At 71.4% G+C, this 26,260-nt stretch carries 27 protein-coding genes; 15 read left to right on the top strand and 12 right to left on the bottom strand.

The features are described from left to right. Window positions 1–48: 48 nt before the first annotated feature. The gene (locus tag ACZ6TD_RS27545; protein WP_471342426.1) at window positions 49–630 is read left to right on the top strand and encodes a TetR/AcrR family transcriptional regulator; all 582 of its coding nucleotides are present in this window, start codon (window positions 49–51) and stop codon (window positions 628–630) included. Here the strand turns inward: ACZ6TD_RS27545 and ACZ6TD_RS27540 are convergent. After that, the gene (locus tag ACZ6TD_RS27540; protein WP_471358082.1) at window positions 627–935 is read right to left on the bottom strand and encodes an ATP-binding protein; all 309 of its coding nucleotides are present in this window, start codon (window positions 933–935) and stop codon (window positions 627–629) included. The two genes, ACZ6TD_RS27545 and ACZ6TD_RS27540, sit on opposite strands and share 4 nt — an antisense overlap. Window positions 936–1,159: 224 nt before the next feature. Here ACZ6TD_RS27540 and ACZ6TD_RS27535 point away from each other — a divergent pair, with 224 nt between their 5' ends. The 4 genes from ACZ6TD_RS27535 (at window position 1,160) to ACZ6TD_RS27520 (ending at window position 3,443) form a co-directional block, all read left to right on the top strand. Beyond that, window positions 1,160–1,969: a helix-turn-helix domain-containing protein gene (locus ACZ6TD_RS27535; protein WP_471342424.1), complete on the top strand. Its 810-nt coding sequence runs from the start codon at window positions 1,160–1,162 to the stop codon at window positions 1,967–1,969. Further along, complete coding sequence (locus ACZ6TD_RS27530; RefSeq protein ID WP_471342422.1) at window positions 1,966–2,208, top strand: DUF397 domain-containing protein; 243 nt, start codon at window positions 1,966–1,968, stop codon at window positions 2,206–2,208. The genes ACZ6TD_RS27535 and ACZ6TD_RS27530 overlap by 4 nt, the downstream gene beginning before the upstream one ends. A 418-nt stretch (window positions 2,209–2,626) precedes the next feature. Continuing rightward, complete coding sequence (locus ACZ6TD_RS27525; RefSeq protein WP_471342421.1) at window positions 2,627–2,998, top strand: hypothetical protein; 372 nt, start codon at window positions 2,627–2,629, stop codon at window positions 2,996–2,998. A gap of 40 nt (window positions 2,999–3,038) precedes the next feature. Continuing rightward, window positions 3,039–3,443: a hypothetical protein gene (locus ACZ6TD_RS27520; protein ID WP_381316612.1), complete on the top strand. Its 405-nt coding sequence runs from the start codon at window positions 3,039–3,041 to the stop codon at window positions 3,441–3,443. 71 nt (window positions 3,444–3,514) lie between these two features. Here the strand turns inward: ACZ6TD_RS27520 and ACZ6TD_RS27515 are convergent, their stop codons facing one another. Together ACZ6TD_RS27515 and ACZ6TD_RS27510 are read right to left on the bottom strand one after the other, a co-directional pair. Next, window positions 3,515–4,288 carry an SAM-dependent methyltransferase gene (locus ACZ6TD_RS27515; RefSeq protein WP_471358079.1) on the bottom strand — a complete coding sequence of 258 codons (774 nt, stop codon included), beginning with the start codon at window positions 4,286–4,288 and terminating at the stop codon, window positions 3,515–3,517. Between the two features lie 232 nt (window positions 4,289–4,520). Next, entirely contained in the window at window positions 4,521–5,933 is a 1,413-nt protein-coding gene (locus ACZ6TD_RS27510) for an amidase (RefSeq protein WP_471342420.1), read from the bottom strand. Between the two features lie 158 nt (window positions 5,934–6,091). On the opposite strand from ACZ6TD_RS27510, the gene ACZ6TD_RS27505 reads away from it, so the two are divergent. Further along, a complete protein-coding gene (locus ACZ6TD_RS27505; protein ID WP_471342418.1) occupies window positions 6,092–6,238 on the top strand; it encodes an SCO1431 family membrane protein in 147 nt (48 codons plus the stop codon). Between the two features lie 22 nt (window positions 6,239–6,260). On the opposite strand, the gene ACZ6TD_RS27500 is transcribed toward ACZ6TD_RS27505, so the two are convergent. Further along, entirely contained in the window at window positions 6,261–7,535 is a 1,275-nt protein-coding gene (locus ACZ6TD_RS27500; protein WP_471342417.1) for an alpha/beta hydrolase family protein, read from the bottom strand. A gap of 120 nt (window positions 7,536–7,655) precedes the next feature. Here ACZ6TD_RS27500 and ACZ6TD_RS27495 point away from each other — a divergent pair, with 120 nt between their 5' ends. Continuing rightward, window positions 7,656–8,369, top strand: coding sequence for a B3/B4 domain-containing protein (locus ACZ6TD_RS27495; RefSeq protein ID WP_471342416.1), 714 nt, complete (start codon window positions 7,656–7,658; stop codon window positions 8,367–8,369). On the opposite strand, the gene ACZ6TD_RS27490 is transcribed toward ACZ6TD_RS27495, so the two are convergent. Together ACZ6TD_RS27490 and ACZ6TD_RS27485 are read right to left on the bottom strand one after the other, a co-directional pair. Continuing rightward, on the bottom strand, window positions 8,366–8,581 hold the full coding sequence (locus ACZ6TD_RS27490; RefSeq protein ID WP_037953453.1) for a hypothetical protein: 216 nt from the start codon (window positions 8,579–8,581) through the stop codon (window positions 8,366–8,368). The genes ACZ6TD_RS27495 and ACZ6TD_RS27490 overlap by 4 nt on opposite strands. Window positions 8,582–8,714: 133 nt before the next feature. Beyond that, window positions 8,715–10,310 carry an acyl-CoA mutase large subunit family protein gene (locus ACZ6TD_RS27485; RefSeq protein ID WP_471342414.1) on the bottom strand — a complete coding sequence of 532 codons (1,596 nt, stop codon included), beginning with the start codon at window positions 10,308–10,310 and terminating at the stop codon, window positions 8,715–8,717. Between the two features lie 131 nt (window positions 10,311–10,441). On the opposite strand from ACZ6TD_RS27485, the gene ACZ6TD_RS27480 reads away from it, so the two are divergent. Further along, entirely contained in the window at window positions 10,442–11,338 is an 897-nt protein-coding gene (locus ACZ6TD_RS27480; RefSeq protein WP_471342412.1) for a L,D-transpeptidase family protein, read from the top strand. Window positions 11,339–12,138: 800 nt separating this feature from the next. On the opposite strand, the gene ACZ6TD_RS27475 is transcribed toward ACZ6TD_RS27480, so the two are convergent. The 4 genes from ACZ6TD_RS27475 to ACZ6TD_RS27460 form a co-directional block, all read right to left on the bottom strand. Then, a complete protein-coding gene (locus ACZ6TD_RS27475; protein ID WP_471342410.1) occupies window positions 12,139–13,341 on the bottom strand; it encodes a hypothetical protein in 1,203 nt (400 codons plus the stop codon). After that, window positions 13,341–14,021, bottom strand: a complete 681-nt coding sequence (locus tag ACZ6TD_RS27470) for an RNA polymerase sigma factor (RefSeq protein ID WP_037953450.1) — start codon at window positions 14,019–14,021, stop codon at window positions 13,341–13,343. Before ACZ6TD_RS27470 ends, ACZ6TD_RS27475 begins: the two co-directional genes overlap by 1 nt. Before the next feature lie 61 nt (window positions 14,022–14,082). Next, on the bottom strand, window positions 14,083–15,117 hold the full coding sequence (locus ACZ6TD_RS27465) for a DUF4328 domain-containing protein (RefSeq protein WP_471342409.1): 1,035 nt from the start codon (window positions 15,115–15,117) through the stop codon (window positions 14,083–14,085). Between the two features lie 347 nt (window positions 15,118–15,464). After that, window positions 15,465–17,114, bottom strand: a complete 1,650-nt coding sequence (locus tag ACZ6TD_RS27460) for a beta-N-acetylhexosaminidase (RefSeq protein WP_471342407.1) — start codon at window positions 17,112–17,114, stop codon at window positions 15,465–15,467. A gap of 238 nt (window positions 17,115–17,352) precedes the next feature. Here ACZ6TD_RS27460 and ACZ6TD_RS27455 point away from each other — a divergent pair, with 238 nt between their 5' ends. The 6 genes from ACZ6TD_RS27455 (at window position 17,353) to ACZ6TD_RS27430 (ending at window position 22,931) form a co-directional block, all read left to right on the top strand. After that, on the top strand, window positions 17,353–17,925 hold the full coding sequence (locus ACZ6TD_RS27455; protein ID WP_471342405.1) for a 2-oxo-4-hydroxy-4-carboxy-5-ureidoimidazoline decarboxylase: 573 nt from the start codon (window positions 17,353–17,355) through the stop codon (window positions 17,923–17,925). 156 nt (window positions 17,926–18,081) lie between these two features. Next, a complete protein-coding gene (gene sdhC, locus ACZ6TD_RS27450; RefSeq protein WP_037953444.1) occupies window positions 18,082–18,462 on the top strand; it encodes a succinate dehydrogenase, cytochrome b556 subunit in 381 nt (126 codons plus the stop codon). Between the two features lie 5 nt (window positions 18,463–18,467). Beyond that, complete coding sequence (locus tag ACZ6TD_RS27445; RefSeq protein ID WP_037953443.1) at window positions 18,468–18,938, top strand: succinate dehydrogenase hydrophobic membrane anchor subunit; 471 nt, start codon at window positions 18,468–18,470, stop codon at window positions 18,936–18,938. Window positions 18,939–18,962: 24 nt separating this feature from the next. After that, window positions 18,963–20,717 (top strand): succinate dehydrogenase flavoprotein subunit, encoded by a 1,755-nt coding sequence (gene sdhA, locus ACZ6TD_RS27440; RefSeq protein ID WP_471342403.1) that lies wholly within the window; start codon window positions 18,963–18,965, stop codon window positions 20,715–20,717. Then, the gene (locus ACZ6TD_RS27435) at window positions 20,717–21,490 is read left to right on the top strand and encodes a succinate dehydrogenase iron-sulfur subunit (RefSeq protein ID WP_471342401.1); all 774 of its coding nucleotides are present in this window, start codon (window positions 20,717–20,719) and stop codon (window positions 21,488–21,490) included. Before sdhA ends, ACZ6TD_RS27435 begins: the two co-directional genes overlap by 1 nt. Window positions 21,491–21,626: 136 nt before the next feature. After that, window positions 21,627–22,931 (top strand): VanZ family protein, encoded by a 1,305-nt coding sequence (locus ACZ6TD_RS27430; RefSeq protein WP_471342399.1) that lies wholly within the window; start codon window positions 21,627–21,629, stop codon window positions 22,929–22,931. Window positions 22,932–22,983: 52 nt separating this feature from the next. Here the strand turns inward: ACZ6TD_RS27430 and ACZ6TD_RS27425 are convergent, their stop codons facing one another. Together ACZ6TD_RS27425 and ACZ6TD_RS27420 are read right to left on the bottom strand one after the other, a co-directional pair. Further along, a complete protein-coding gene (locus ACZ6TD_RS27425; RefSeq protein WP_471342398.1) occupies window positions 22,984–24,483 on the bottom strand; it encodes a metallophosphoesterase in 1,500 nt (499 codons plus the stop codon). 64 nt (window positions 24,484–24,547) lie between these two features. Beyond that, window positions 24,548–24,799, bottom strand: a complete 252-nt coding sequence (locus tag ACZ6TD_RS27420) for an SCO4848 family membrane protein (protein WP_037953585.1) — start codon at window positions 24,797–24,799, stop codon at window positions 24,548–24,550. 106 nt (window positions 24,800–24,905) lie between these two features. On the opposite strand from ACZ6TD_RS27420, the gene ACZ6TD_RS27415 reads away from it, so the two are divergent. Continuing rightward, window positions 24,906–26,258 carry a D-alanyl-D-alanine carboxypeptidase family protein gene (locus tag ACZ6TD_RS27415; protein ID WP_471342396.1) on the top strand — a complete coding sequence of 451 codons (1,353 nt, stop codon included), beginning with the start codon at window positions 24,906–24,908 and terminating at the stop codon, window positions 26,256–26,258. Window positions 26,259–26,260: the final 2 nt, after the last annotated feature.

Raw genomic sequence — 26,260 nt, 5'->3', positions numbered from 1 at the left:
TCTGATTCCGGTAAGCATACCGGAAGCAGATTCCGGTATGCTGGCACCGTGGACACCACCGGCAAGGACAAGCCCCTGCGCGCACACGCCGCCCGCAACCGCGACTCCCTCATCACGGCGGCGCGCGACGCCTTCGAGGCCGGTGAACTGGACATCCGCATCGAGGAGATCGCCCGCCGGGCCGGGGTCGGCGTCGGCACGCTCTACCGCCACTTCGCCACCCGCGAGGCCCTCATCGAGGCCGTCTACCGGCAGCGGGTGGAGGACCTGTGCGGCACGGCGCCGCGCCTACTGGCCGAGCTCACGCCGTACGACGCGCTCCGCGCGTTCCTGCGGCAGCTCATCGCACACTCGGCGGCCAGCCAGGGCATGGCCGTCGCGCTGGAGGCGGTCATGAACACCGGCTCCCCGGTCTTCACCCAGACCAGGGCGGAGATGATCGACGCCATCGCCACGATCATGACCGCCGCCGCCACGGCCGGGGAGATCCGTACGGACGTCACCCCCGAGACGGTCTTCCAGGCCATGGGCGGCATCTGCACCGGCCACGACCGCCCCGGCTGGGAGGACGGCGCCCAGTCCGTGGCGCGCCTCCTCCTCGACGGCCTCCGCGAACCCACGCCGCGCTAGGTCCCGATCTCGGCCCACACCGTCTTGCCGATCAGCTCGGGCACGACGCCCCACCGGTCGGCCAACTCCTCGACCAGCAGCAGCCCGTGCCCGCACTCGCGCGGCGCATCGGGCTCGGGGGCCGGGCGCACGGTCGGCAGGCGTTCGACGCGCGGGTCCCGCACCTCGATACGGAGCGTGGGCCCGGTGACGGTGAGTGTCAGCCGGAAGTTCCGCCCCGGTACGCGGCCGTGCAGCGCGGCGTTCGCGGCCAGCTCCGCGATGATCAGCGCCGCCGTCTCATGCGGCAGCCCCCAGGAGCGAATGCGCTCCGTCCCGAGGAGTCATGCCAGGCGGGCGCCCTTGCGGGTGGCCGAGAGCAGGACGGTGAAGTGCGAAACGGAAGTGTCGGTTCGAGTGATTTGTTGCTTCACGTCACTCAGCGTGGCCGCGCACGAATAGGCTGAAAAGTAGCGACGTCGATACGGGCAGTGACTGTCCGGCAATGGTCCGGGCCTGTCCGCTGGCGTCGGGTGGGAGGTGGACCCGTATGGAGGATGAGGAAAGCGGCGCGGTCCTGAGGACGGTCGGCCGCCAGATCAAGTTGTGGCGGGAAGCGGCCGGGCTGAAGCAGGCGGAGCTGGGGGCGGCGATCGGTTACGGAGAGGAGCAAGTTTCGGCCGTCGAGCGGGCTCGGCGCATCCCCAGCCCGGAGTTCCTGGACAACGCGGATCGGGTGTTGGAGGCGGGCGGCAAGATCGCCGCAATGAGGAAGGACGTGGCGGAGGCTCGCTACCCGAAGAAGGTCCGGGACCTGGCGAAGTTGGAAGCGGAAGCCGTCGAGTTGGGCGCGTACGGCAACCACAACATGCACGGGTTATTGCAGACGCCGGAGTACGCCCGTGCGCTGTACGACATGCGACGCCCCTCGTACTCGGAGGACAAGGTCGAGCAGCACGTGGCGGCACGAATGGCCCGACAGGAGATCTTCGATCGACGGCCTGCGACGACGCTGACATTCGTCCAGGAAGAGGTGACGCTGAGGCGCCCGCTCGGGGGCAGAATGGTTCTGCGCCGCCAGCTCGAACACCTATTGGAACTTGGCCAGTTGAGGCACGTCGAGATCCAGGTGATGCCTACGAATCTCGAGGACCATGCCGGAATGGGCGGGCAGCTTCAGCTGCTCAAGCTCAACGACGGTACGACCGTGGGGCACTGGGAAGCCCAGTTGTCCAACCGACTGATCTTCGACCCCAAAGAGGTCCAGATCCTTGACATTCGGTATGGGATCATCCGGGCGCAGGCCCTCACGCCGTGTGAGTCTCTGGCCTTCATCGAGAAACTGCGGGGAGAGACATGACCCTCAAGCCCAATGAGTGGACCAAGAGCAGCTACAGCAGCAACGACGGCCCTGAGTGCGTTGAGGTCGCCTGGAAGAAGAGCAGCTACAGCACCGACGACGGGCCTTCATGCGTAGAGGTATCGGCCCCCACCCCCTCCACCATCCACATCCGCGACTCCAAGAACCCCAACGGCCCCCACCTCACCGTCACCCCCACCGCCTGGACCGCGTTCGTCACCTACGCCAGCAACAACTAGGGGCCCGACGAGCCGTGACGCCTGCGGCGGGCTGTTCCCCTCCCCGCCCCTTCCCGAAACCATGGGCTCCGCCCCTGGACCCCGGGGGCTGAACAGAGCTCCCGCCGGGGGCCTGAGGCGTGCCCAGCCCGGGGGCTGGGGCGGAGCCCCAGATTCGGGAAGGGGCGGGGAGGGGAAAGACCCACCGGCCCCCACCCACGGCGACCCACCGGCTGATCGCTCCGCAGCCACTCGGCCTCGCCTTCGGCGTGTTCGTCACCATTGCAGACCGAGCCGCGTGCCGTCGCGCCCCTGGTGACCCCACCGCGAGGGCCCATGTTGACCTGATTCATGCTCCTGACGTCCGGGTTCCGTCCCTAATCTCACGGCGGTTGTTGCCGAGCGTCGCTCCGTGAGGCGACGCGCAAAAGGGGGGATCATGAGATCTGCGCGAACACTCGCGCGCGCTGTCTGCGCCACCGCCGTACTCGGAACCACCGTCGCGCTGGGCACCGGGCCGGTCTCCGCCGCGCCCGCCGCCACCACCGCGAGCTGCGCCTACCCGTACGTGTGCATCCAGCGGATCTCCGACGGGGTCATCATCGGGCGGTTCCAGGACGTCACCTCGGGCTACCAGGACCTGCCGTCCAGACCGAGCAACGTCACCATCATCAACACCCGACACGACGACGTCGCCTACATCCGTTACGCCAACGGATCGAAGGCCTGCGTCGCTCCGAACGACAGTCTCGCGATTTCGGGCTACGTCCTGACGGGCATTCGCATCTCCTCGTCCGCGACCTGCAGTTGAGCCACGTCATCACCGACCGGACACCGATCAAGGAGGAGAGATGAAGGCATCACGTAAGCCTCTCAGACGAGTCGCGTGGGCCGCGGCAGCGGCCACCGGGATCCTCGCCGCCTCGGCGGGAACGGCGGTCGCCGTCCCCGCCGCCCCCACGACCGCCGCCGCCCCCGCGAGTGCCGCGGCGAGCTGCGCGTATCCCTATGTGTGTCTGTTCAAGGACGGCGTCAGGATCGGCCAGTTCCAGGACGTCACCTCTGGTTTCCAGTCCCTGCCGTCCAAGCCGACCGGCACGGCCAGCTCGCCCATCACCGTCACCAACACCCGTCACGACGACGTCGCCTACATCCGTTACAACACGGGCACGACCGTGTGCCTCCCCCCGGAGTACAGCACCAACTTCACCGGGACGCTGACCGGGATCCGCATCTCCTCCTCCGCGACCTGCTGAGGTCCGGCGTGGAGTGAGCCGCGATGCGGCACGCTGAAGCGGTCGGGGTCGGTCGAGTTCGATCGGCTTCGTCAGGGCTTGCGGCCCACGCCCCCGTACGCGTCGACGTCGGGGGCCGTGCCGCTCGCCGCGTCAGGCCCCGGCCGCCACCGCGTGATCCGGACGATGCCGGGCTCCAGCACGTCGAGCCCGTCGAAGAACGCGGCGATCTCGTCGACCGGGCGGACGTAGTACGGGACCGCACCGCTCGCGTTGTACGTCGCGGAGGCCGCGATCATGCCCTCGCTGGTGGCGGTGGAGTCGCCGATCACCAGGTAGCTGCCGGACGGCAGACCGGCCATCAGGCGGTTCACCAGGGAACGGGCCTCGGCGTGGTCGGCGACGTGGCCGAGGACGTTGAGCAGGACCAGGGCGACCGGTTGGGTGAAGTCCAGCGTTCCGGCCGCCGCCCGGAGTACGGCGTCGGGGTCGTGGAGATCCGCGTCGAGATAGTCGGTGGCGCCCTCGGGGGTGCTGCTCAGCAGGGTGCGGGCGTGCACCAGGACCAGCGGGTCGTTGTCGACGTACACGATGCGCGCGTCCGGCGCGACGCGCTGCGCGACCTCGTGGGTGTTGTCAGCGGTGGGCAGCCCGGTGCCGATGTCGAGGAACTGGCGTACGCCGTGCTCGGCGGCGAGGCAGGTGATGGCGCGGGAGAGGAAGTGACGGCTGGTCACGGCCACGTCGGCCAGGCCCGGGAAGATCTCCTTGATCTTGTCACCGACCTCGCGGTCGGCCTCGTAGTTGTCCTTGCCGCCCACGAAGTAGTTCCAGAAGCGGGCGGAGTGCGGCTTGGTGGTGTCCATACGCCGCGCGACATCGGCTGCCGTGCTGTGGGTCGGCTCGTGCTCGGACAAGGAGCTGGCTCCTGACGGGAGTTCGTGAGGGTAGGTACGTAGGTGATGATCTCCTGCAAAGTTAGACGGAACCGGTCGCCCAGTGCACCGAAACGGTCGGGGAGCGAAAGATTGGCCACATATGTGTGCGGCGCCGTCGGTGCGGCGGGGCCGCGCGGGCCGGGCCGGCTGCCGCGCCGGGTTACGCGTGGTGGGCGGACGGCCAGCGCTCGTACCACCGCTGGTCGGCCTCCAACTGGGACGCCAGCGAGATGAGCACAGGCTCGCTGTTGGCCGGGCCCAGGAGCTGGGCGCCCAGGGGCAGGGTTGCGGCGGGGTCGGCGAACCCGGCGGGGACGTTCATCGCGGGCCAGCCCAGGACGTTCCACGGCCAGGCGTACGGGCACGCCGCGATCATGGCCCGGTCCGTACGCCACCCGGACAGACCGGCCATGGCGCCGATCCGCAGCGGCGGTGTGGCCGTCGTCGGGGAGAGGACGACGTCGAAGCGCTCGAAGATCGCCCCGATCTGGCGCCGCAGCGGCTCCTCGTACGACCGCGCCCACCGCAGCGCGGCGCCGCCCAGCAGCCGGCCGTTGCGGACGGCGCCGCGGGTGCGGATGTCCAGCAGCAGCGGATCGGGGACGCGGCCGGACCATTCGGTGAGCCCGGCCGTGGCGCGGGGCAGGAAGGAGAAACCCACGAGCCCGTAGCGCGGTTCGGCCTCCACCACCTCGTGGCCGAGGGCCGCAAGGCGCTCGGCGAGCCGGACGATGGCGGCCCGCACCACCGGGTCCAGCCTCTTCGGGGTGCCGGTGAAGGCCGTCTTGAACGACAGGGCGATCCGCAGCCGCCCCGGGTCGCGGCCCACCGCGGACAGCACGTCCACCGGCTCGGGGCAGTGCAGATCCCCCTCGCAGTTGCCGGTCGCGACATGCAGCAGCAGCGCCGCGTCGGCGACCGTACGGGCCAGCGGGCCGTTGCAGGTGATGCCGTTGAACGCCTCGGCGTCCGGCCAGGTGGAGATCCGGCCGCGCTGGGGCTTGATGCCGATGAGGTGGGTCCAGGCGGCGGGGATGCGGACCGAGCCCGCGCCGTCCGAGCCGAGCGCGGCGGGGACCAGACCGGCGGCGACGGCGGCCGCGCCGCCGCCGGATGAGCCGCCGGGGGTGTGCTCCGGGTTCCAGGGGTTGCGGGTGTCGCCGAAGGCGGGGCCCTCGGTGAACGGCCACTGGCCCAGCTCGGGGGTGTTGGTCTTGCCGACGATCACGGCCCCGGCCGCCTTCAGCCGCCGTACCGCCTCACCGTCCTCGGCCTTGGCGGGGAAGTCGCCGCAGCAGCCGAAGGCGGTGGGCTCGCCCGCGACGTCCGTGTCGTCCTTGACCGCGAGCGGGACGCCGAGCAGCGGCAGCCGCTCCCCCGCCGCCAGCCGCCGATCCGCCTCGGCGGCCTCGCGCAGGGCGGCCTCGGCGCGGACGCGGCGGAACGCGTTGAGCGTGGGCTGGGTCTCGGCGATGCGCTGGAGCGACTGCTCGACCAGCGCACGGGAGGTCACCTCGCCCCCGGCCAGGGCGCGGATCTGCTCGCCCAGACCCTTGGGAATGACGCTGGTCACCGTGGACCTCCTCGGGTGAGTTCGGCCACTCCCCCTTTACCCCAGGTGGCCGCTCGGCGCACCCTGGGCAACGGTGATGACCCTTTTCATCACGTGCATCGCTTACATCGCTTACATCACTTGCATCACGATCATCGCTGAGCACAGAGGACACCCGCATGACCGACATCGCGGCGCGCCGCACCGGCCTCCACGCCCGCACAGGGGGCCCCTCCGATGGCGAGGACCACCTGTTGGAGCATCTGCTCGGTTGGTCGCTGGTCGTCGTCCTCGCATTGCTCACCTCACAGCTCGGGCTGTTCTAGGCCCCCGGCCCGGACGCCGGGCTCAGTCGACGAATCGCACCTCCGGGTAGCGGGCCGACGGCCCGTCCAACAGACCGTCGTCATCGCGGTGGCGCAGCTCGCGGTCGAAGAACGCCGAGACATACGCGCGCTGGACGGCCACCGCCCGCTCGGGGGCGACCGTGCCGATCGTCCCGGTCACCATCTCCTTCGGCAGGCCCAGCCGAGCGGCGATCCGAGGCAGCATCGAGGTGGCGTCGGTGTAGGTCGCATGGCCCGAACCGAGCAGCGTCAGATCGAGGCGCGGACCCGAGCCGTGCTCCCACAGCGCACCCCACGACGGCACGGTGTGATGGTCGTTTCCGTCCTTGCCCATGAGCAGCACGGGGCGGTCCACACCGTCCGCGGCGACCGTGGAGAGGGGGCCGGGGTCGTGATCCTCCTGGACGTAGGCCAGCAGCCCGTCCAGATTCGCGGCCGCCGCGATTCGCCGGTCGTCGTGCATCGCCTGAAGGGCCGCGAAGCCGCCCGCCGACTGCCCGAACGCGCCGATGGCGGACGGGGCGAGCGGTGTCGGGACGATCGCCTCCAGCCGGTCGAGAACGAAGCGAAGATCCGCCACCCGCACCGCACAGGTCTTCCGCAGCAGTTCGACGACCGTGCCCTCGCGCTCGGCCCGCTCGTACTCCTCCGGCAGCCGGCTGGTCTCGACCCGGCCGTCCGGGAACTCGACCGCCGACGTGTCGTAGGTGTGGTCGACGCAGATCACGACATACCCGCGCGAGGCCAGCTCATCGGTGAGCGTGGTGCCCAGCGAGCGCGGGTCGCCGACGCCGGGCGAGTAGAGCACCACCGGCTGTGCCACCGGGAGCGCCACCGGGTCCGCGGCGCCCCGGCGCGCCCTCGCGGGCGGAGCCCCCTGGTGCGCGAAGGTGCGGGTCGCCGCCCAGTCGACGCTGCCCCGCGGCACGCCCCCGAAGTTGTTCAGCCGGTCGAAACCGGCCGCCTCGCCCGGCGACATCTGCGCGGCGCGCGGATACCGCTCGACGTCCCTGGCCGGATAGCGGACGCTGACCATCAGCTCACGCGACGGCCGGGAGGCGACCCAGGGATCGGGCCGGTCGTGATCGACGAGGCGGTGGGAGACCGTGCCCACGGGGTACGGCCCGGTGGGCGCGGGCAGCGTCAGCCGCACCCGCCGCGCGGCCGGGGCGGCGACCGCCCTCTGCTGCGCCGCCCCCACCCCTGAGGCGGCGAGGACGCCGGCGGCCAGCAGGGTCCGGCGGCGCGGGCCGGAGTCGGAAGTATGTGTGGTCATGCGCAGAGCGTTCCGCTTCCGGCGCTACGCCACCATCGGGGCAACCGCCGTCTCCCGGGTGGGGATGGCCCCCGAAGCCGTACAGCGCACTGCACCGCACCGTATGCCATAGTGGACCACATGACGTTCGACGCCGCAGCCTGGCTGGAATCCGCCACCATCGACCCCGCCGTACTCGCCCTGCGCCCCGACTACCGGGCGCTCCTCATCACCGCCGAGGGGCTGCTTCCCGGGCCCAGCGACGAGCTGAGCGAGCGGCTCCTGGCCGACGCCGAGTCGGCGGCGCGGGAGCGGTTCGGGGACGGGCCGGTGGAGGAGCATCCGCATCTGGCCGCCTGGCGCGAGGCGTTCCGCGCCTTCGGCGCGAAGCCGCAGCGCACCCGGCCCAGCGCGGAGGCCCTGCTGCGGCGGCTGTCCGCCGGGCTGCCCCGGGTGGACCGGCTGACCGACATCTACAACGCGATCTCGGTCGGCCATGTGATCCCGCTCGGCGGCGAGGACCTCGACCACTACGTGGGCGCGGCCCGGCTGGTGCGCGCCGAGGGCGACGAGACCTTCGAGACGACGGCCGGGGGCGAGCCCGTGATCGAGCACCCGGCGCCCGGCGAGGTGGTGTGGCGGGACGACACGGGCGCCACCTGCCGCCGCTGGAACTGGCGCCAGTGCACCCGCACCCGGCTCACGCATGACACCACCCGGGCGATGTTCGTCCTGGACGCGCTGGGCCCGATGGACGACACGGCGCTGAAGGCGGCCGGCGACCAGCTGATGGGGGCGCTGACGGAGGCGAGCCCGGGGGTGACGATCGCCTCGCGGCTGCTGGGCGCGGGCTAGAACAGGGCCTGCTGGCCCGGCGTCGGGGGCTCTTCCTCGCCGAACAGCTTTGGCGGAGTCGTGAGCAGCGGCGCGATCCGCCGCGAGCCGGGGCAGGAGATCAGCTCGTACGCGGAGCGCCGCCCAGGCGGGTCATGGCGGGCGAAGCGCCCGCCGACGACCGCGATCTCTCGGGTGCAGACCGGGCAGGTGCGGCGGGGTGACGACGACATGGGTCCAGTGTCGCCCAGCCCTCCGACAACGGCTCCGGGCCGACGCCCCGACGCCCCGGCGCCCGCCGCCCAGCCCAGCCGGTGCGACCCGGCAACCCAGCAGTCCGGCCGCTCGGCAGCCCGAACCGCTTGCTCAGAACGCGTCCACCGGCTTGTACGCCCCCCACACCTCCCGCAGCGCGTCACAGACCTCCCCGAGCGTGGCCCGCGCCGCGAGCGCGTCCTTCATCGGGTAGAGCACATTGGCCGTGGCCGTGCCCGGCTCGCTCTCGGCGGCCTTCCGCAGGGAGGACAGCGCCGCGCTCACCGCCGACCGGTCGCGCTCGGCGCGCAGCCGGGTGAGCCGGTCGCGCTGCCGGGCCTCGATCTCCGGGTCCACCCGCAGCGGCTCGTACGGCGCCTCCTCCGCCCACTGGAAGCGGTTGACGCCGACCACCACCCGTGTCCCCTCGTCCGTCTCCCGGGCGATCCGGTAGGCGTTCCGCTCGATCTCCTCCTTCTGGAAGTTCCGCTCGATGGCGGCCACGGCGCCGCCCAGGTCCTCGACCCGCCGCAGCAGATCGACGGCCGCCTCCTCGACCGCGTCGGTCAGCGACTCGATGGCGTAGGAGCCCGCGAAGGGGTCCACGGTGGCCGTCACATCGGTCTCGTGCGCCAGCACCTGCTGGGTGCGCAGCGCCAGCCGGGCGGAGGTGTCGGTCGGGAGGGCGATGGCCTCGTCGAAGGCGTTGGTGTGCAGCGACTGCGTGCCGCCGAGCACCGCGGCGAGGCCCTGGACGGCCACCCGTACGAGGTTCACCTCGGGCTGCTGGGCGGTGAGTTGGACGCCCGCGGTCTGGGTGTGGAAGCGCAGCATCTGGGACTTCGGATCGCGGGCGCCGAACTCCTCCCGCATCACCCTCGCCCAGATCCGCCGCGCGGCCCGGAACTTGGCGACCTCCTCCAGCAGCGTGGTGCGGGAGACGAAGAAGAAGGAGAGCCGGGGCGCGAAGTCGTCGATGTCCATCCCCGCGGCGACGGCCGTACGGACGTACTCGATGCCGTCGGCGAGGGTGAAGGCGATCTCCTGCGCGGGTGAGGCCCCGGCCTCCGCCATGTGGTAGCCGGAGATCGAGATGGTGTTCCACTTGGGCAGCTCGGCCTTGCAGTACTTGAAGATGTCCGCGACCAGCCGCAGCGAGGGGACGGGCGGAAAGATGTAGGTGCCGCGGGCGATGTACTCCTTGAGGATGTCGTTCTGGATGGTGCCGGTCAGCCGGCTCCCGGACACGCCCTGCTCCTCGGCCACGAGTTGGTAGAGGAGCAGCAGCAGGGCCGCGGGCGCGTTGATGGTCATGGACGTCGAGACCCGGTCCAGCGGAATGCCGCCCAGCAGCACCCGCATGTCCTGGACCGAGTCGATGGCCACGCCCACCTTGCCGACCTCGCCGTGCGCGAGGGGCGCGTCGGAGTCGTAGCCCATCTGGGTCGGCAGGTCGAAGGCCACCGAAAGACCGGTGGTGCCGTGCTCGATCAACTGCCGGTAGCGGGCGTTGGACTCGGCGGCGGTGCCGAACCCCGCGTACTGCCGCATCGTCCAGGGGCGGCCGGTGTACATCGTCGGATAGACCCCGCGGGTGAAGGGGTACTCCCCCGGCTCGCCCAGCCGCCCGGCCGGGTCCCAGCCGCTGAGCGCGCCGGGCCCGTACACCGGCTCGACGGGGAATCCCGACTCCGACTCGCGCGCCATGGGTCACGCCTCCTGATGGCTGATACCGGGCGTTCTCCCGGTACGGGGCCTTGTTCACAGCATGCGTCGATGTTCGCCCCCTGGCAGCCCCGGGAAGCATTCAGAGCAAAAAGATCAGGGGAGGGGTTCGGATGCACCGGACAGCGGTGGTCGGCACCGCGCTGGCCACGGCCACGGCGGCGGCACTCGTCGCCGGGTGCCGGCCGGGGGAGGCGACCGTGAACGGCCGGGGGCAGGAGCGACCCCAGGCAAGGGCCAGTACGAGCGCGCCCGCGCGGGAGACGCCGCCCCGGCCGCGGCGCACGTACACCCACAAAGCCAAGCCCAAGCGGGTGGCGGTGCGCCCGCCGCGCACCACGGCCCCCGTCGTGCCGCGGCGCACCGCGCCGAGGGTGGCCCCGCCGGTGATCCCCTTCGGCACCAGCGGGGACCGGGTGCGCGAGCTCCAGGCCCGGCTGCGCGCGCTCGGCCTCTTCCACCGGAACCCGACGGGGTACTTCGGCACGATCACGCAGGCGTCGGTCAGCGCGTACCAGCGGGGCCACGGCCTCGCGGTCACCGGCTCGGTGAGCGGGCGCACCTGGACCTCACTGCGCTCGGCGACGAAGACGCCCACGCGCGACGAGCTCTACCCGCCGACCACCCTTCCGCTGGCCAAGCCGGATCCGCGGTGCCTGACCGGCCGGGTGCTGTGCATCAGCAAGACCAGCCGCACCCTGGCCTGGATGGTCAACGGCCGGGTGGTGTCGGCGATGGATGTGCGCTTCGGCTCGGAGTACACCCCGACCCGGGAGGGGCTGTTCCAGGTCAACTTCAAGAGCCGGGACCATGTCTCGACGATCTATCACACGCCGATGCCCTACGCGATGTTCTTCAGCGGCGGCCAGGCGGTGCACTACTCCTCGGACTTCGCCGCCCGCGGCTACAGCGGCGCCTCACACGGCTGTGTGAACGTCCGCGACAAGAAGAAGATCGCGGCCCTCTTCGAGAAGGTGAAGGCCGGGGACAAGGTCGTGGTCTACAAGTAGTCCCGCTGGGACCGCGACCATCAATTGAGGAACCCCGCCGGCGAGGACCCGCTCCGCGAAAGCGACGCCGGTCTACGGGGGCCCGGCGGACCGCGGCTTTCCCCTCCCCGCCCCTCCCCGAAACCAGGGACTCCGCCCCTGGACCCCGGGCTCTGCGGCGAAGCCCCGCTCCGAGGGTCTGGGGCGAAGCCCGCTCCGGGGGACTGGGGCGAAGCCCCGGCCCGGGGGACTGGGGCGAAGCCCCGGCCCGGGGGACTGGGACGGAGCCCCGCTCCGGGGGGCTGGGACGAAACCCGGCCCAGGGGCCTGGGACGAAGCCCGCTCCGGGGGGCCTGGGAAGCCCGCTCCGGAGGTCTGGAGCGAAGCCCCGGCCCGGGGGCTGGGACGAAGCCCCGCTCCGGAGGGCTGGGACGAAACCCCGCCCCGGGGGACTGGGGCGAAGCCCCGGCCCGGGGGACTGGGACGAAGCCCCGCCCCGGGGTCTGGGACGAAACCCCGCCCCGGAGGGCTGGGACGAAGCCCGCTCCGGGGGACTGGGGAGAAGCCCCGGCCCGGGGGTCTGGGGCGAAGCACCAGTTTCGGGAAGGGGCGGGGAGGGGAACGGCCCGCCGCAGGCGTCGCCCTCTGGGCGCGAAAAAGAGGGCGGCGCGGGCAGAGCCGGGGGAACGTGCTCTGCCCGCGCCGAATGCGCGGAGCCGTCGGTACGGGGGGAACCTCGGCTCCCGCGCGGCCGATGACCAGTCGGCCCGTTTCTTTCAGCGTCACCGCTGAAAAAAACGTCACACCTGGGTGCCGGAGTCTCAGTCGGCACCCGTTTCCGCGGTGGTCGTGGGGTCGCCCGAAGCGGGCGAATCCGTGGGTGTCGCGGGGTCCTTCAACGTCGCGGGGTCGTCAGCCGCGGGAGTCGGCGTGGTGGCGTCGCTCGGCGTGTCCGTGGTGTCCGTGGTGTCCGGCGGAGGGGGCGGCGGGACCGGGTCGCCGTCCCCGCTCCCTTTTCCCGGGTCTCCGCCGGAGTCACCGCTGCCCGAACCGGCGCTGTCACCGGAACCGGAACCGTCGGAGCCGCCGTTGCCGCCCCCGCCACCCCCGCCGTTGTCCGAGCCGCCGCTGTCGCCGCCGCTGCCCGTGCCCTCGCCGCTGCGCGGAGTGCTGCCCGTACCGTCGTCCGCGAGGACCTGCGTGCAGTAGCCGTGGATGGCGGACGCGCTGCCCGCCGCCTTCGCCAGCTTCTTCAGCGACTTCTTGTCGAGGTCCGCGCCCACACCCGTTTCCGAGTCCAGGTAGCGCGGGCAGACGCGCAGGGCCCAGTCCGGGACGCCGGGCTCACCCTTGGAGGAACCCTCCGACGTGCCGTTCTTGCCCTTGCCGTCGCCCTCCGGGTCGGAGGGAACCGTTCCGCCCTGGGCGCCGTTCGACCCCACATCGCTGGCATCGTTGTCGCCCGAACCGCTGGGATCAGGCGCCGTCGTACCGCCGTCCCGGGAGATCTCCGGATGGGCGGAGTCCCCGCCGGAACCGCCGTTCGGCATGCTCACCGAGGGGCCCGGAGCGGGATCGCTCTGCCCGAACGGTGTCGGCAGTACCCCCGCGGCTGCCGCCACCGCGAATCCGCTGAGCGCGCATCCGGCCACGACCGCGACCATGCCCGCGCGCAGCGGGCGCCGCAGCCGCGGCTGTCTCTCTCTGAACCACCGGATCCGGTGCGGCCGCCGGGCCATGTCCATCTCGGCCACGGAACCCGCCTCGGCGTCGACCTCGACCCGGGCCGCCCGGAAGGCGGCCACGGCCGCCTCCTCACCGGGAAGCGCGGACGCGTCGGAGGGGGCCGCCGTACGGCCCGCGCCGGCGACGGCGCTGAGCACGGCCGCCAACCGTTCCGCGTCGGCATATGACTGGTCGCCCCGGCCGTCGGGAGTTGCAGGCTGCCCCTCGACCGGTTCGCCGCGAAGCAACCGCTCCGCGGCACTGTCATCCAGCCAGCTGTAGCGGTGGTCTTCGGCCATCACATGTCCTTCTGCGTTGGCGCGCGTGAATCCGTCACACCAGCAGACTTCGCCGCACCCGGCTTGGTTGCGCCACCGCCGTGTGACTCGCGTTGCCCCGGGACCCCGTCGAGCACCGAATCGCCCCCGGCCGCGGGGCCGATCAGATCGGCGAGCCGCCGCAGACCCCGGTGGGCGGCGGTGCGCACCGCCCCGGGCCGCTTGCCCAGCACCGCGGCCGCGCTCTTGGCGTCGAGGCCGAGGACCACCCGGAGCACCACCGCCTCGGCCTGGTCCTGCGGCAACTGGGAGATCAGCCCGAGCGCCTTGCCGGTGCCGATGGCCTCCATCGCCTCACCGGCCGTGTCCGCGTCGGACGGGCGGAACTCCAGCTCCGACTCATCGCCGCCGATGGCCGGGCGGCGGCCGCGCATCCGTATGTGGTCCAGCGCGCGATTGCGGGCTATCCGGGCCGCCCAGCCCCGGAACCGGTCCGCGTCTCCGCTGAAGCGCTGCAGGTCACGGGCGATTTGCAGCCAAGCTTCCGAGGTGATGTCCTCCGCGTCCCCATCGCCGACCAGCGTGCGCACGTAGCCGAGGAGGCGAGGGTGCACGGACCGGTAGACGGTCCGGAAGGCGGTCTCGTCCCCTTCCTGCGCCGCGAGCACCGCGGCGGTCAGTTCCGCGTCGTCCCCCTGCACGCTCTCTTCCTGCCCCACTCGGAGAATCCGTGGTCCAGTCGATTCCGGCGTAACCCGCGGGCTAGCCCTGCCCGTAGGGCGGGTACTGCTGACCGGGCTGGCCGGGCGGCGGGGTCGGCGGCATCTGAGGGGCACCATACGGCGTGGTGCCGTGGGCCGGGGAGCCGTACGGGTTCGGCGACGGCATCCCGTACGGGGCCGGACCGGCCATCTGCGGGGGCAGCGAGGCCCGCTGCTCCTGCATCGCGGTGATCTGCCGGACCAGCAGCAGCGCCAGGACCGCCGCGGCAATGAAGATCACGATGGCGAACATGTCGAAGGCCAGGATGGAGTGCAGGCTCTCGATGTCGCTCTTCGCCTCCGAGGGAGAGGGGGCGTAGTCGTCACCCTCCACCTTGCCCCGCAGCAGGTTGTACCGGATCCCGCCGACGGCGTTGGTGACCAGCGCCACGATCCAGGTGACCCACCAGCCGTTCAGCAGACCGCGGCTGACGGCGTGCGGCCCCTGCGGGGAGCTGGCGCGCCAGATGTCGTTGGCGATCTGCTTGGGGAACCAGAGGTTGACCACCGGGGTGAACCACGACCCGGCCGCCCAGCCGCTGCTGAAGCGGTGCTGGCCGGGCGCGAAGACCTCGGCGTTCAGCCGCAGCCGCCGGAACCAGATCGCCCAGACCACGGCGATCGCGACGGTGAGCAGCGAGTAGATGATCTGGGCCGTGGTGAACATGTCGTCGGCGTCGTTGAGGTCGTCCTCGGTGATGGAGACCGACTTGCCCTCGACCGCGTCCAGCATGTCCCCGATCACGCTGTACTGGCCGGATCGCGCCACCAGGAGGAAGATGAGCGCGGGCAGGGCCAGCCCGAACAGCGCGACGAGCGTGGTGGAGAGCCCGCGCCGGAGATCGACCCCGCCGGTCGGCATGCCCATCGGCGGAGCGGCCGGGTAGCCACCGGGCATCGCCGGGCCCTGCGGCGGGAAGGACGGCTGCTGCGGGGGGCCGGACGGCTGCTGGAGCTGCTGCTGGTAGGTCCCGCATGCGGCACAGCGCCCGTCGGGGCCGACGGCGACAGCGCGGCAGTTCCCACACGGATACATGGTCTTTTGAGTCCCCCTGGGAACGTGACCGCTCCGGGCCACGCGAGAAAATGAGCCTCTGACCGCGCCCAGAGCGCGGACCTGCACGTTACGGGCATCCGACCGGTCCCGTCCAGAGCGGAACGAGCCCCGGACAGCGGGGTGAAGTCCCCGGTTTCGCGCAAGGGGAGGTGTGACGCAATCGAGGCGTGCGACGCTGTAAGGGGTACGAGCCTGTTCCAGGCTCTCCTGATCGACGGTCGGGGCCTCTCCTGTGGGGGGTGGCGGCCCCGACCGTCCTTCTTTTCTCCCTCTCTCCCTCCCGGCACGCTCCCGGGAGTGCGCGCTCGGTTCGGTGGCCCCCGCGCTCAGACCCCCAGCCGCTCCGCGAGCCGGGTGAAGTCGGACCAGCTCAGCGGCGGCTTCCCGGGGTCCCACACCCGCTGCGCCAGCGCCGCGAGCGGCAGCCGGATGCCCCGGGCCACCTGAACGGGGGTCTGGGCCTCGGGATGGTCGCCCCAGATCGCGAGGCGGGCGCCGAGGATCCGGTCGGGTCCGGTCAGGCTCTTGTCGGCGATCGGTGTGGAGCCGCGCAGCACCGCCGGGGACCAGTCCTCGTAAATGCGTTCCCCGGTCGGATAGGTGAAGCCGCCGGGCTCGCCGAGCACGTAGTAGAGGAAGGAGTCGTTGAGGTTGACCACCTCGCGGCCCTCCTTCAGATACTCAAGCGGCTGCCGCGCCGTCTCCTTCAGCCGTCCCGTCCAGTACTCGACCTCGATGTCCTTGGCGGGCTGGACGACACCGCCCGCGAAGAAGCCGTCGTTCCACGCCTTGGGCCGCTTGCCGAGCTGCCGCGCGAGCCGGGCCCGGTCGTTCAGCCAGCCGGTGACCAGATCCTGCACCCGGGCGCTGGGGCCGTATTCCCTCTTGGCGGCGGCCACCAGCTTGGGGAACGACGCCTGGGGGTCCTTGACGGTCAGCGCGAGGTACTCATCGGAGCCCAGGTGCCACCAGCGGCCGGGGAAGAGGGGGGCGTACTCGCGCATCAGGTCGTCGACGATGCGGGCCGCGGCCGGTTGGGAGATGTCCACCGAGCCCTGGAAGGTGGTGCCGCCCGCGTTGCGCAACTGGAGCCGCGGATGGGCCCGGATGACGGCGCCGAGGTGGCCGGGCGAGTCGATCTCGGGGATGAGGGTGATGTGCAGCCGCTGCCCGAGCGCGACGATCTGCCGGACCTGGTCCTTGGTGAGGTGCTGGGACGAGACGATCTCGGGGTGGCTGGTGCTCTGGATGCGGAAGCCCTGGTCGTCCGAGAAGTGCAGGGCCAGCTGGTTGAGCTTGAGATCGGCCATCTGGCGCATCCGGGCCTCGATCCATCCGACCGAGAAGAATTTGCGCGCGATGTCCAGGTTGAGGCCGCGCTGGGCGCGGCCGGGCCGGTCGTGGATCACGCCCTCGGGGAGCCGGCCGCCGGAGCGCAGGGCCTGTTTCACGGTGCGGGTGCCGTAGAAGACGCCCGCGTCGGCGGGGCCGGTGATCCGGGCGCGGCCGCCCGCGACCGTCAGGGTGTACGCCTCGCCGCCGCCGCGCTCCTTCGGGGCGAGGGCCAGGGAGAGGTCACCTCGGCGGGCGGGGCCGGAGGTGGTGCGCAGCCCCAGCTCCGCGGCGATCATGCGGGCCTCGTCGGCGAGCGGGCCCTTGAGGTCGGCCACCACCCGGCTGTTGTCGCCGGGCCGCCAGCCGGGGCCCGAGGCCGGGGTGAAGTCGCGGACGGAGGGGATGGTGCGGGGCGGCGCGGAGACCGCCGTGCGGTGGGGCGGGACGGCCGAGGGGGACCGCGCCGAGGTGGCCGTCGTGGCGTGGGGGGAGGACCGCGCGGGCGAGGAGCGGGTGCCCGGCGGGGGGTGTCCGCCGTTCGTCTGCTGGCAGCCGAGGGCTATCAGGACGAGGGTGACGACGGCGCCCGCGATGAGACCGCGGACGCAGGACGCCTTGGTGGCTCTGAGCGGCAATCCCATGGCGGTGTACCTCCTCCTCGGACCCTCCCCGCTTCGGACGTCCGGCCGCGTGTGGCCGAAAAACGCCCTGCGCCCCGAATGCCGTCCACCGCATGTAGTAAAACCTCCCCGTTCGGGTGATATCGCGTTCCCTCCGGCACACCCACCTCCCCGCGTCGTTAGCGTGTACTGCTCACGCGCTCAGCCCATGTGTCCCACGCCTCCCCCGGGGTCCGTTCCTCCCGGGCGTCCGTATCCCATGCGCGCCTCATGCGTGTCCGAGGAGTCCACGCTGTCCAGGTCCAGGTCCCGCGCCGCCGCCTCCCGCCTCGACCGGCTCAACACCGCCCCCGCCGACGCGGCCGAGGCCGCGCTCCTGTCCTGTTGCGGCAGCCGCCGCTGGGCGCGGCTGATCGCGGCCCACCGCCCGTACCCGGACCTGGAGGCGCTGCTGGCCGCCGGGGACGAGGCCAGCTATGACCTCACCCCCGCCGATCTGGACGAGGCGCTCGCGGACGAGTCGGTCGTCGGCCATGAGCTGCCGCCCGCGGACAGCCTGAGGTCGCTGGCCGCGCACACCGCGCTCCAGGCCGCCCACGACGCGTACGAGCGTCGATTCGGTCACGTTTTCGTCATCTGTCTGGATGGTCTGCCGCCCGAGGAGCGGCTGGACCGGCTGCTGACCGGGATCCGGGACCGGCTGGGCAACGAGTGGGAGCGGGAGCGGGACAACACCGCCGAGGAGCTGCGGCGCATCGCCCGCGGCAGACTGGTCCGGCTGACCGAGAATCGGCCCCGGCTGCCGGAAGTGCCCGGGTTCCGGATCGCGTGATCGCCCGTACGTGCTTGATCGATCACACTTGAGCCCCCCGGCCGGACCCTCCGACAACACGTCGGTACGATGGCCAGGGCCGGTGGACCGTACCCGGCCGGGCCCGACCGACCGTGAAGCCGGCAGGCCCCAATCCCGCTTCCGGAGGGTTTTTCCGTGCCGGCTGGAACGCTGTATCGCGGCCGGGAAGGCATGTGGTCCTGGGTGGCTCACCGAGTCACCGGCGTCCTCATCTTCTTCTTCCTGTTCGTACATGTGCTGGACACCTCGCTGGTCCGCGTCTCGCCCGAGGCGTACGACGACGTGGTCGCCACGTACAAGAATCCCGTCGTGAACCTGATGGAGTACGGCCTGGTGGCCGCCATCCTGTTTCACGCCCTCAACGGCCTTCGCGTCATCGCCGTCGACTTCTGGTCCAAGGGCGCGAGGTACCAGCGCCAGATGCTCTGGGGCGTGGTCGGCATCTGGGTCGTGCTGATGGCCGGTGCCTTCTACCCGGTCCTCCAGCACACGCTGCGCGAACTGTTCGGGAGCTGACGCACATGTCCGCCGAGACCACCACCCCCGCGAGCGACGCGGTCAGCGCGTACGACGTGGATCATCCGGCCCCGGTCATCGAGCCGCCGCGGGCCCGCACCCGTAAGACGCCCAGGGCGACCCGGACGAACTTCGAGATGTACGGCTGGCTCTTCATGCGCCTGTCCGGCGTCCTGCTGGTCGTCCTGGTCCTGGGCCATCTGCTGATCCAGCTCGTGCTGGACGGCGGTGTCACCAAGATCGGCTTCGCCTTCGTGGCCGGCCGCTGGGCCTCGCCGTTCTGGCAGGCATGGGATCTGATCATGCTCTGGCTCGCCACGCTGCACGGCGCGAACGGCCTGCGCACGATCATCAACGACTACGCGGAGCGGGACAACACCCGCCTGTGGCTGAAGGCGCTGCTCTACACGGCGGCGGGATTCACCATCGTGCTCGGCACTCTGGTGATCTTCACCTTCGACCCGAACATCCGCTAGGCCCCGGGGCTGAGGTATCCACTCATGAAGATCCACAAGTACGACACCGTCATCGTCGGCGCCGGCGGGGCCGGGATGCGCGCGGCCATCGAGTCGACCAAGCGCAGCCGCACCGCGGTGCTCACCAAGCTCTACCCGACCCGGTCCCACACCGGCGCCGCGCAGGGCGGCATGGCCGCCGCCCTCGCCAACGTCGAGGAGGACAACTGGGAGTGGCACACCTTCGACACGATCAAGGGCGGTGACTACCTGGTCGACCAGGACGCCGCCGAGATCCTGGCGAAGGAGGCCATCGACTCGGTCCTGGACCTCGAGAAGATGGGCCTGCCGTTCAACCGGACCCCGGACGGCACCATCGACCAGCGCCGCTTCGGCGGCCACAGCCGCAACCACGGCGAGGCCCCGGTCCGCCGGTCCTGCTACGCCTCGGACCGCACCGGTCACATGATCCTCCAGACGCTGTACCAGAACTGCGTCAAGGAGGGCGTGGAGTTCTACAACGAGTTCTACGTCCTGGACCTCCTGATGACCGAGGTCGACGGGGTCAAGCGCACCGCCGGTGTGGTGGCGTACGAGCTGGCCACCGGCGAGCTGCACGTCTTCCAGGCGAAGGCCGTCGTCTTCGCCTCGGGCGGCTGCGGCAAGTTCTTCAAGGTGACCTCCAACGCCCACACCCTCACCGGTGACGGCCAGGCGGTCGCCTACCGGCGCGGGCTGCCGCTGGAGGACATGGAGTTCTTCCAGTTCCACCCGACCGGCATCTGGCGCATGGGCATCCTGCTGACGGAGGGCGCCCGCGGTGAGGGCGGCATCCTCCGCAACAAGGACGGCGAGCGCTTCATGGAGAAGTACGCGCCGGTCATGAAGGACCTCGCCTCGCGCGACGTGGTGTCCAGGTCGATCTACACGGAGATCCGCGAGGGCCGCGGCTGCGGTCCCGAGGGCGACCACGTCTACCTGGACCTCACCCACCTGCCGCCGGAGCAGCTGGACGCCAAGCTGCCCGACATCACCGAGTTCGCGCGGACGTACCTGGGCATCGAGCCGTACACGGACCCGATCCCGATCCAGCCGACCGCGCACTACACGATGGGCGGCATCCCGACCAACGTCCAGGGCGAGGTGCTGGCGGACAACGACACCGTCGTACCGGGCCTGTACGCGGCCGGCGAGGTCGCCTGCGTCTCGGTGCACGGCGCCAACCGCCTGGGCACCAACTCGCTGCTCGACATCAACGTCTTCGGCCGCCGGGCGGGCATCGCCGCCGCGGAGTACGCCGCCACGGCCGACTTCGTCGAGCTCCCGGAGGACCCGGCCGGGTTCGTCCAGGCACAGGTCGAGAACCTGCGCGACGCGACCGGCACCGAGCGGGTCACCGAGGTCCGCAAGGCGCTCCAGGAGACCATGGACAAGAACGTCATGGTCTTCCGCACCGAGCAGACGCTCAAGGAGGCCGTCGAGGAGATCGGCCACCTGCGCGAGCGCTACAAGAACGTCAGCGTGCAGGACAAGGGCAAGCGGTTCAACACCGATCTGCTGGAGGCCATCGAGCTGGGCAACCTGCTCGACCTGGCCGAGGTCATGGCCATCTCCGCCCTGGCCCGCAAGGAGTCGCGCGGCGGCCACTACCGCGAGGACTACCCGAACCGCGACGACGTCAACTTCATGCGGCACACCATGGCGTACCGAGAGGTGGGCGCGGACGGCTCCGAGTCCATCCGCCTCGACTACAAGCCGGTCGTGCAGACCCGCTACCAGCCGATGGAGCGTAAGTACTGATGAGCACCCCCACGCTTGAGAAGTCCGACCAGGCCCCCGAGGCGGCCGACGCCACCGCCTCGCACCTGATCACCGTCACCTTCCGGATCCGGCGCTTCAACCCGGAGGTCTCGGACCAGGCGGTCTGGGAGGACTTCCAGATCGACATCGATCCGAAGGAGCGCGTCCTCGACGGCCTCCACAAGATCAAGTGGGAGCTGGACGGCACCCTGACCTTCCGCCGCTCCTGCGCCCACGGCATCTGCGGGTCCGACGCGATGCGGATCAACGGCCGCAACCGGCTGGCCTGCAAGACGCTGATCAAGGACATCAGCCCGGAGAAGCCCATCACGGTCGAGCCGATCAAGGGGCTCGCGGTCCTCAAGGACCTGATCGTGGACATGGAGCCGTTCTTCCAGGCGTACCGCGATGTGATGCCCTTCCTGATCACGACGGGCAACGAGCCGACGCGTGAGCGGCTGCAGTCCGCGGCGGACCGCGAGCGGTTCGACGACACCACCAAGTGCATCCTGTGCGCCGCGTGCACCTCGTCGTGCCCGGTGTTCTGGAACGACGGCCAGTACTTCGGCCCGGCGGCGATCGTCAACGCCCACCGCTTCATCTTCGACTCGCGTGACGAGGGCGGTGAGCAGCGGCTGGAGATCCTGAACGACAAGGACGGCGTCTGGCGCTGCCGTACGACCTTCAACTGCACGGAGGCGTGCCCGCGAGGGATCGAGGTCACGAAGGCCATCCAGGAGGTGAAGCGCGCGCTGATCACGCGGCGCTTCTAGGACAGTTACGGGCGAGGGCCCCGCTTCCCGGGTTTCCGGGGGCGGGGCCTTCCTCGTTCCGGGACCGCCTTCGTCGTTCCGGCGGGTGCTGGGGAACTATGCACAGGGGGTATACACATCGCGTATAGTCGTGGGCATGGCCACCGCCTACGTTCTCCCGATCAAGACCGCTGCCGCGCTCTTCCCCCTGCTGGCGCTCTTACTGTTGCTGCCGACAGCCGTCGCCCTGTACCGCCGTCACGGCGTGATGTCCCGGGGGCGGGCACTGTCGCTGTACGGCTTCCTCTACTACTCGCTCACGGCCCTCTGCATGACGATCGTGCCGCTGCCGAAGCAGACCGCCGACATGTGCCAGCGGTTCGCGATGGTGGCCCATCCGCAGTGGATGCCCGGGAACACCTTCAGAGACATCTGGAAGGAGGCCGACCACAAGGTCGGGCTCAACGCGCTGGTCCTCCAGAACCCCGCCGTCGCCGGAACCGTCTTCAACCTGCTGCTGCTCCTGCCGCTCGGCGTCTTCCTGCGCTATCACTTCCGGCGCTCGCTGCGCGCCACCGCCGCGATCGGCTTCGCGGTCTCGCTGTCCTTCGAGCTGACGCAGTGGACCGGGGTATGGGGCCTCTACACCTGCCCGTACCGGCTGTTCGACGTGGACGACCTGATCGTCAACACGGCGGGGGCGGTGGCCGGTTGGCTGCTGGCCGGGCCGGTCGCGCGGATGCTGCCGACGCTGGAGACGCTGGACGGGCGGGCGCTGGCGGCGCGGCCGGTTCCGTTCGGGCGGCGGCTGACGGCGCTGGTCGTGGATGTGGCCGGATATGTCCTCGCCTCGGTGTTCACCACCGCCGTGATCTACCGTGGCGGGTCGGCCCCGACCTGGACGCTGGTGGGAATCTTCGTGGCCTGGTTCGTGCTGCTGCCGCTGGCGACGGGGGCGACCCCCGGAAAGCGGCTGTTGCTGCTGAAGCTGGTGGCGGAGGACGGCGGTCCGCTGGTGGTCTGGCGGCTGACCCTGCGCGCGCTGCTGATCGGGGCGCTGGTGATGCCGTTCCTGGCGGGGCTGTTCCTGGCGGCGCTGACCCTGCTGAACGAGCCGTATCCCGCCCACCTGTTCGCCACCGCCCGCGACTCGGGCACGCAGGGCGCGGCGGCGGTCCTCATGGCGCTGAGCCCCGTTCAGCTGCTGGCGGTGATGGCCGGGTTCACGCTGACGGCGGTCTGCGTACGGAAGACGCTGCGCCACCCGGACCGGCTGGCCCCGCACGACCGCGTCTCGGGCATCCGCAACGCGACGCTGCCGCACAGGCGGGCGGTGCGGGCGGCTGTAGGGACGGCGACGGCCGACCGGGCCGCTGCCGCGCCCGCTGACCGGGCCGCTGCCCCGTCCGCTGACCGGCCCGCTGACCCGTCCGCTGACCGGCCCGCTGACCAGCCTGCGTGACCGATCCGTTTCGGTCGCGGTGGGCGCGGGTCAGGGCTGAGGTGGCGGTCGCTCAGGCGCGGGTCGAGGCGAGCTCCACGACGGTGACGTCCGGGGGCGCCCCGACCCGTACCGGCGGGCCCCAGGCGCCCGCGCCACGGGTCACATAGAGCTGGGTGTCGCCGTACCGCTCGAGCCCGGCGGCGGTCGGGTTGGCGAGCTCGGCCACATAGGTGCCGGGCCAGAGCTGACCGCCATGGGTGTGGCCGGAGAGCTGGAGGTCGACGCCCGCCCTCACCGCATCGTGGATCACCACCGGCTGATGGGCGAGCAGCACGGAGGCGCGTGAGCGGTCGCGGTCGCCGAGCGCCTTACCGAAGTCGGGGCCCTGGCCCTCGCTCTCGCCCGCGACGTCGTTCACCCCGGCGAGATCGAAGCCGGGCAGCTCGGTGCGCTGGTTCTCCAGAGGACGCAGGCCCAGCTCGCGCACATGGTCCACCCACTCGGCGGCGCCCGAGTAGTACTCGTGGTTGCCGGTGACGAAGTAGCTGCCGTGGCGGGCGGTCAGCCCGCGCAGCGGCTCGGCGGCCGGACCGAGGTCGGCCACGCTGCCGTCCACGAGGTCGCCGACGACGGCGACGAGGTCGGGGTTGGTGCGGTTGACCGCCTCGACCACCCGCCGGGTGTGGTCGCGGCCCAGGATCGGCCCGAGGTGGATGTCGCTGACGACGGCGATCCGGAAGCCGTGCGCGCGGCGCGGCAGCTTGGCGAGCGGCACGGTGATCCGCTTGACCCGCGGCCCACGCAACACGGTGTACGTCCCGTACCCCACCGTCCCGGCCGCCACGGCAGTGGCCCCGACGGCCACGGCCCGCGCGACGAAGAGCCGCCGAGAGGGCGCGAGGGCCGCGTCCACGGGGACCGCCGCCCCGCCCTCGGCGACCGCCCCTGCGATGGGCTCGGCGGCGGCGCCCTCGGCGACCTTGACCGCCCCGGCCACGGCGGGCCCCGCCGCCCCGGCCGGCGCCTCGACGGCCCCGTCGGCGACGGCCTCGGCTTCACTCACCACGGCCGCGCCCATGCCGTCTCCGGCCGCTGAGCCCGCGCCGCCTTCGGCCGCCGCGCCCTCGCGGCCGCCCCGGCCGCCCGTGCCGACGGCCGCCGGAGCGGGAGCGGCGGCGCCGCTGTCGTCGGCGAACGCCGTCGGCCCGGGGGCGGCCGCCCCCGGGCCCTCGGTGGACCGCACATCAGCGGACGTGCTCAGCCAGGCGCGCAACAGCGGGCGTACCGCCTCACCGACCAGCAGGGCCAGGGTCAGGTACAGGAGCAGCGCGAGCCAGAGGTAGCCCGGCCAGGCGAGGGCGCGCTGGAGGGGGAAGGGCGCGCCCGCGCGGCCCGCGATCAGCGCGCCGACGCTGATCAGCGGTAGCGCGAAGGCCGCCGCCGTGCCCGTACGGCGCGCCCACCCCCCACCCGCCGTCGTATCGCGGACGAGCCGCCGCCATACGTACCAGTGGACGCCGGTCAGCAGACCGACGACGACCAGTGCGATCAGGACGTAGAGCACGACCATCCCCGGTCCCCTCCCCTAGCGACTACACGGCTACGCGACTACCTGCCACGGCTACCTGGAACGGCTACTCGGAGGCATCGTTCCGACGCAGGGCGCGCACGCCACGCAACCCGATCACCCCGATCGCCGTCCCCAAGAGAAACGAGGTGATCGCGAGCAGCAGATGAACCCAAAAGTACGCGGTGGGGTCACCGGAGTCGTCGAAGGCGAGTCCGCTGGCGTCCTTCCACAAATTTTTGACAAAGGTGAACCAGATGACCCAGCTCCAGACCCCGAAGGCGAGCAGGAACCAGGACACGGGGCGGCTGAGCTTCATGGTCTCCAGTATGGGCACGGCCTCCCATACCTCCACGCGGGGGTCTGTCGTCAATACGTCGGCGCTGCTGTCGCTCTCCTCAGCGACGCCAGGTACGTTCACCTCCGTGCCCACACCTTCCTTCACCAGCACTCACGTCCGACACAGCACCCGTAAGAGCACCGGCAAGAGCACCGGCAAGAGCACCGACAAGATCTCCGGCAAGGGCCGCACCCCCGCCCGCCGTGCCGTGGCCCCGCTGGCCGCCACCGCCGCCGCCCTCCTGCTGTGCGGTCCGCTCGCCGCCGCCCCGGCGCACGCCGCCGACCAGCCGGGCGGCTCCACCGACGCGGTCAAGCCGCCCGCCCACATGTCCACGGTGGGCGGGAAGCGGCTCGGCCGCCCCGACACCCAGGTGGACCCGAAGCCGGGCGCGCCCGCGCTGCCCAAGGGGCTCAGCGGGAAGTCGTGGCTGGTGGCAGACGCCGAGTCGGGCGATGTGCTCGCTTCGCACAACGCCCACTGGCAGCTGCCGCCCGCGTCCACGCTGAAGATGCTGTTCGCGGACACGCTGCTGCCGAAGATGCCGAAGACGAAGACCCACAAGGTGCGGCTGTCCGACCTGGAGGGGATGGGCGAGGGCAGCAGCCTGGTCGGGGTCAAGGAGAACTACACCTATTCGGTCCACGACCTGTGGCTCGGCGTCTTCCTGCGCTCGGGCAACGACGCGGTGCACGTGCTGTCGGCCATGAACGGCGGGGTCCCGGCGACCGTAAGGGAGATGCAGGCACACGCGAAGTATCTGAACGCCCGGGACACCCATGTGGTCACCCCGGACGGCTACGACGAGAAGGGCCAGGTCAGCAGCGCGTACGACCTGACCCTCTTCGCCCGCTCGGGGCTGCAGAAGGCGGATTTCCGGGAGTACTGCTCGACGGCGACCGCGCAGTTCCCCGGCACGTTCCAGAAGGACAAGAAGGGCAAGAAGACCCGCTCCAGCTTCGGCATCCAGAACACCAACCGGCTGCTGACCGGCCTCGGCGTCGAGCCCTACAAGGGCATCGCCGGGGTCAAGAACGGCAACACCACGAACGCGGGCGCCACCTTCACCGGGGTCGCCCAGCGCGGCAACCGGGTGCTGCTGGTCACCGTCATGAACCCGCAGCAGAAGGAGGCGAACGAGGTCTACAAGGAGACCGCGAAGCTCTTCGACTGGGGCTTCAAGGCGTCGGGCTCGGTGAACCCGGTCGGCACCCTCGTCCGGCCGGGCGCGGCGGGCGCGGACCACCCCTCGGCCGGTGGCGAGGACGGCCATAAGCACGCCCAGGCGTCCGTCTCGGCGGACAACGGAGGCTCGGGCGGCATGTGGACCGCGGTGGGCATCACGGGCGGCTCCCTGGCCCTGCTGGGCGCGGTGGCCTTCGGGGTGCACCGCCGCTGGCCGCTCCCGGAGCTGGTGCGCCGCCGCTCACGCGACTGAGC

The sequence above is a fragment of the Streptomyces yongxingensis genome, from assembly GCF_055597465.1.
The sequence above is the reverse complement of the archived record's forward strand: the minus strand, read 5'-3'. Positions and strand labels throughout refer to the sequence as shown.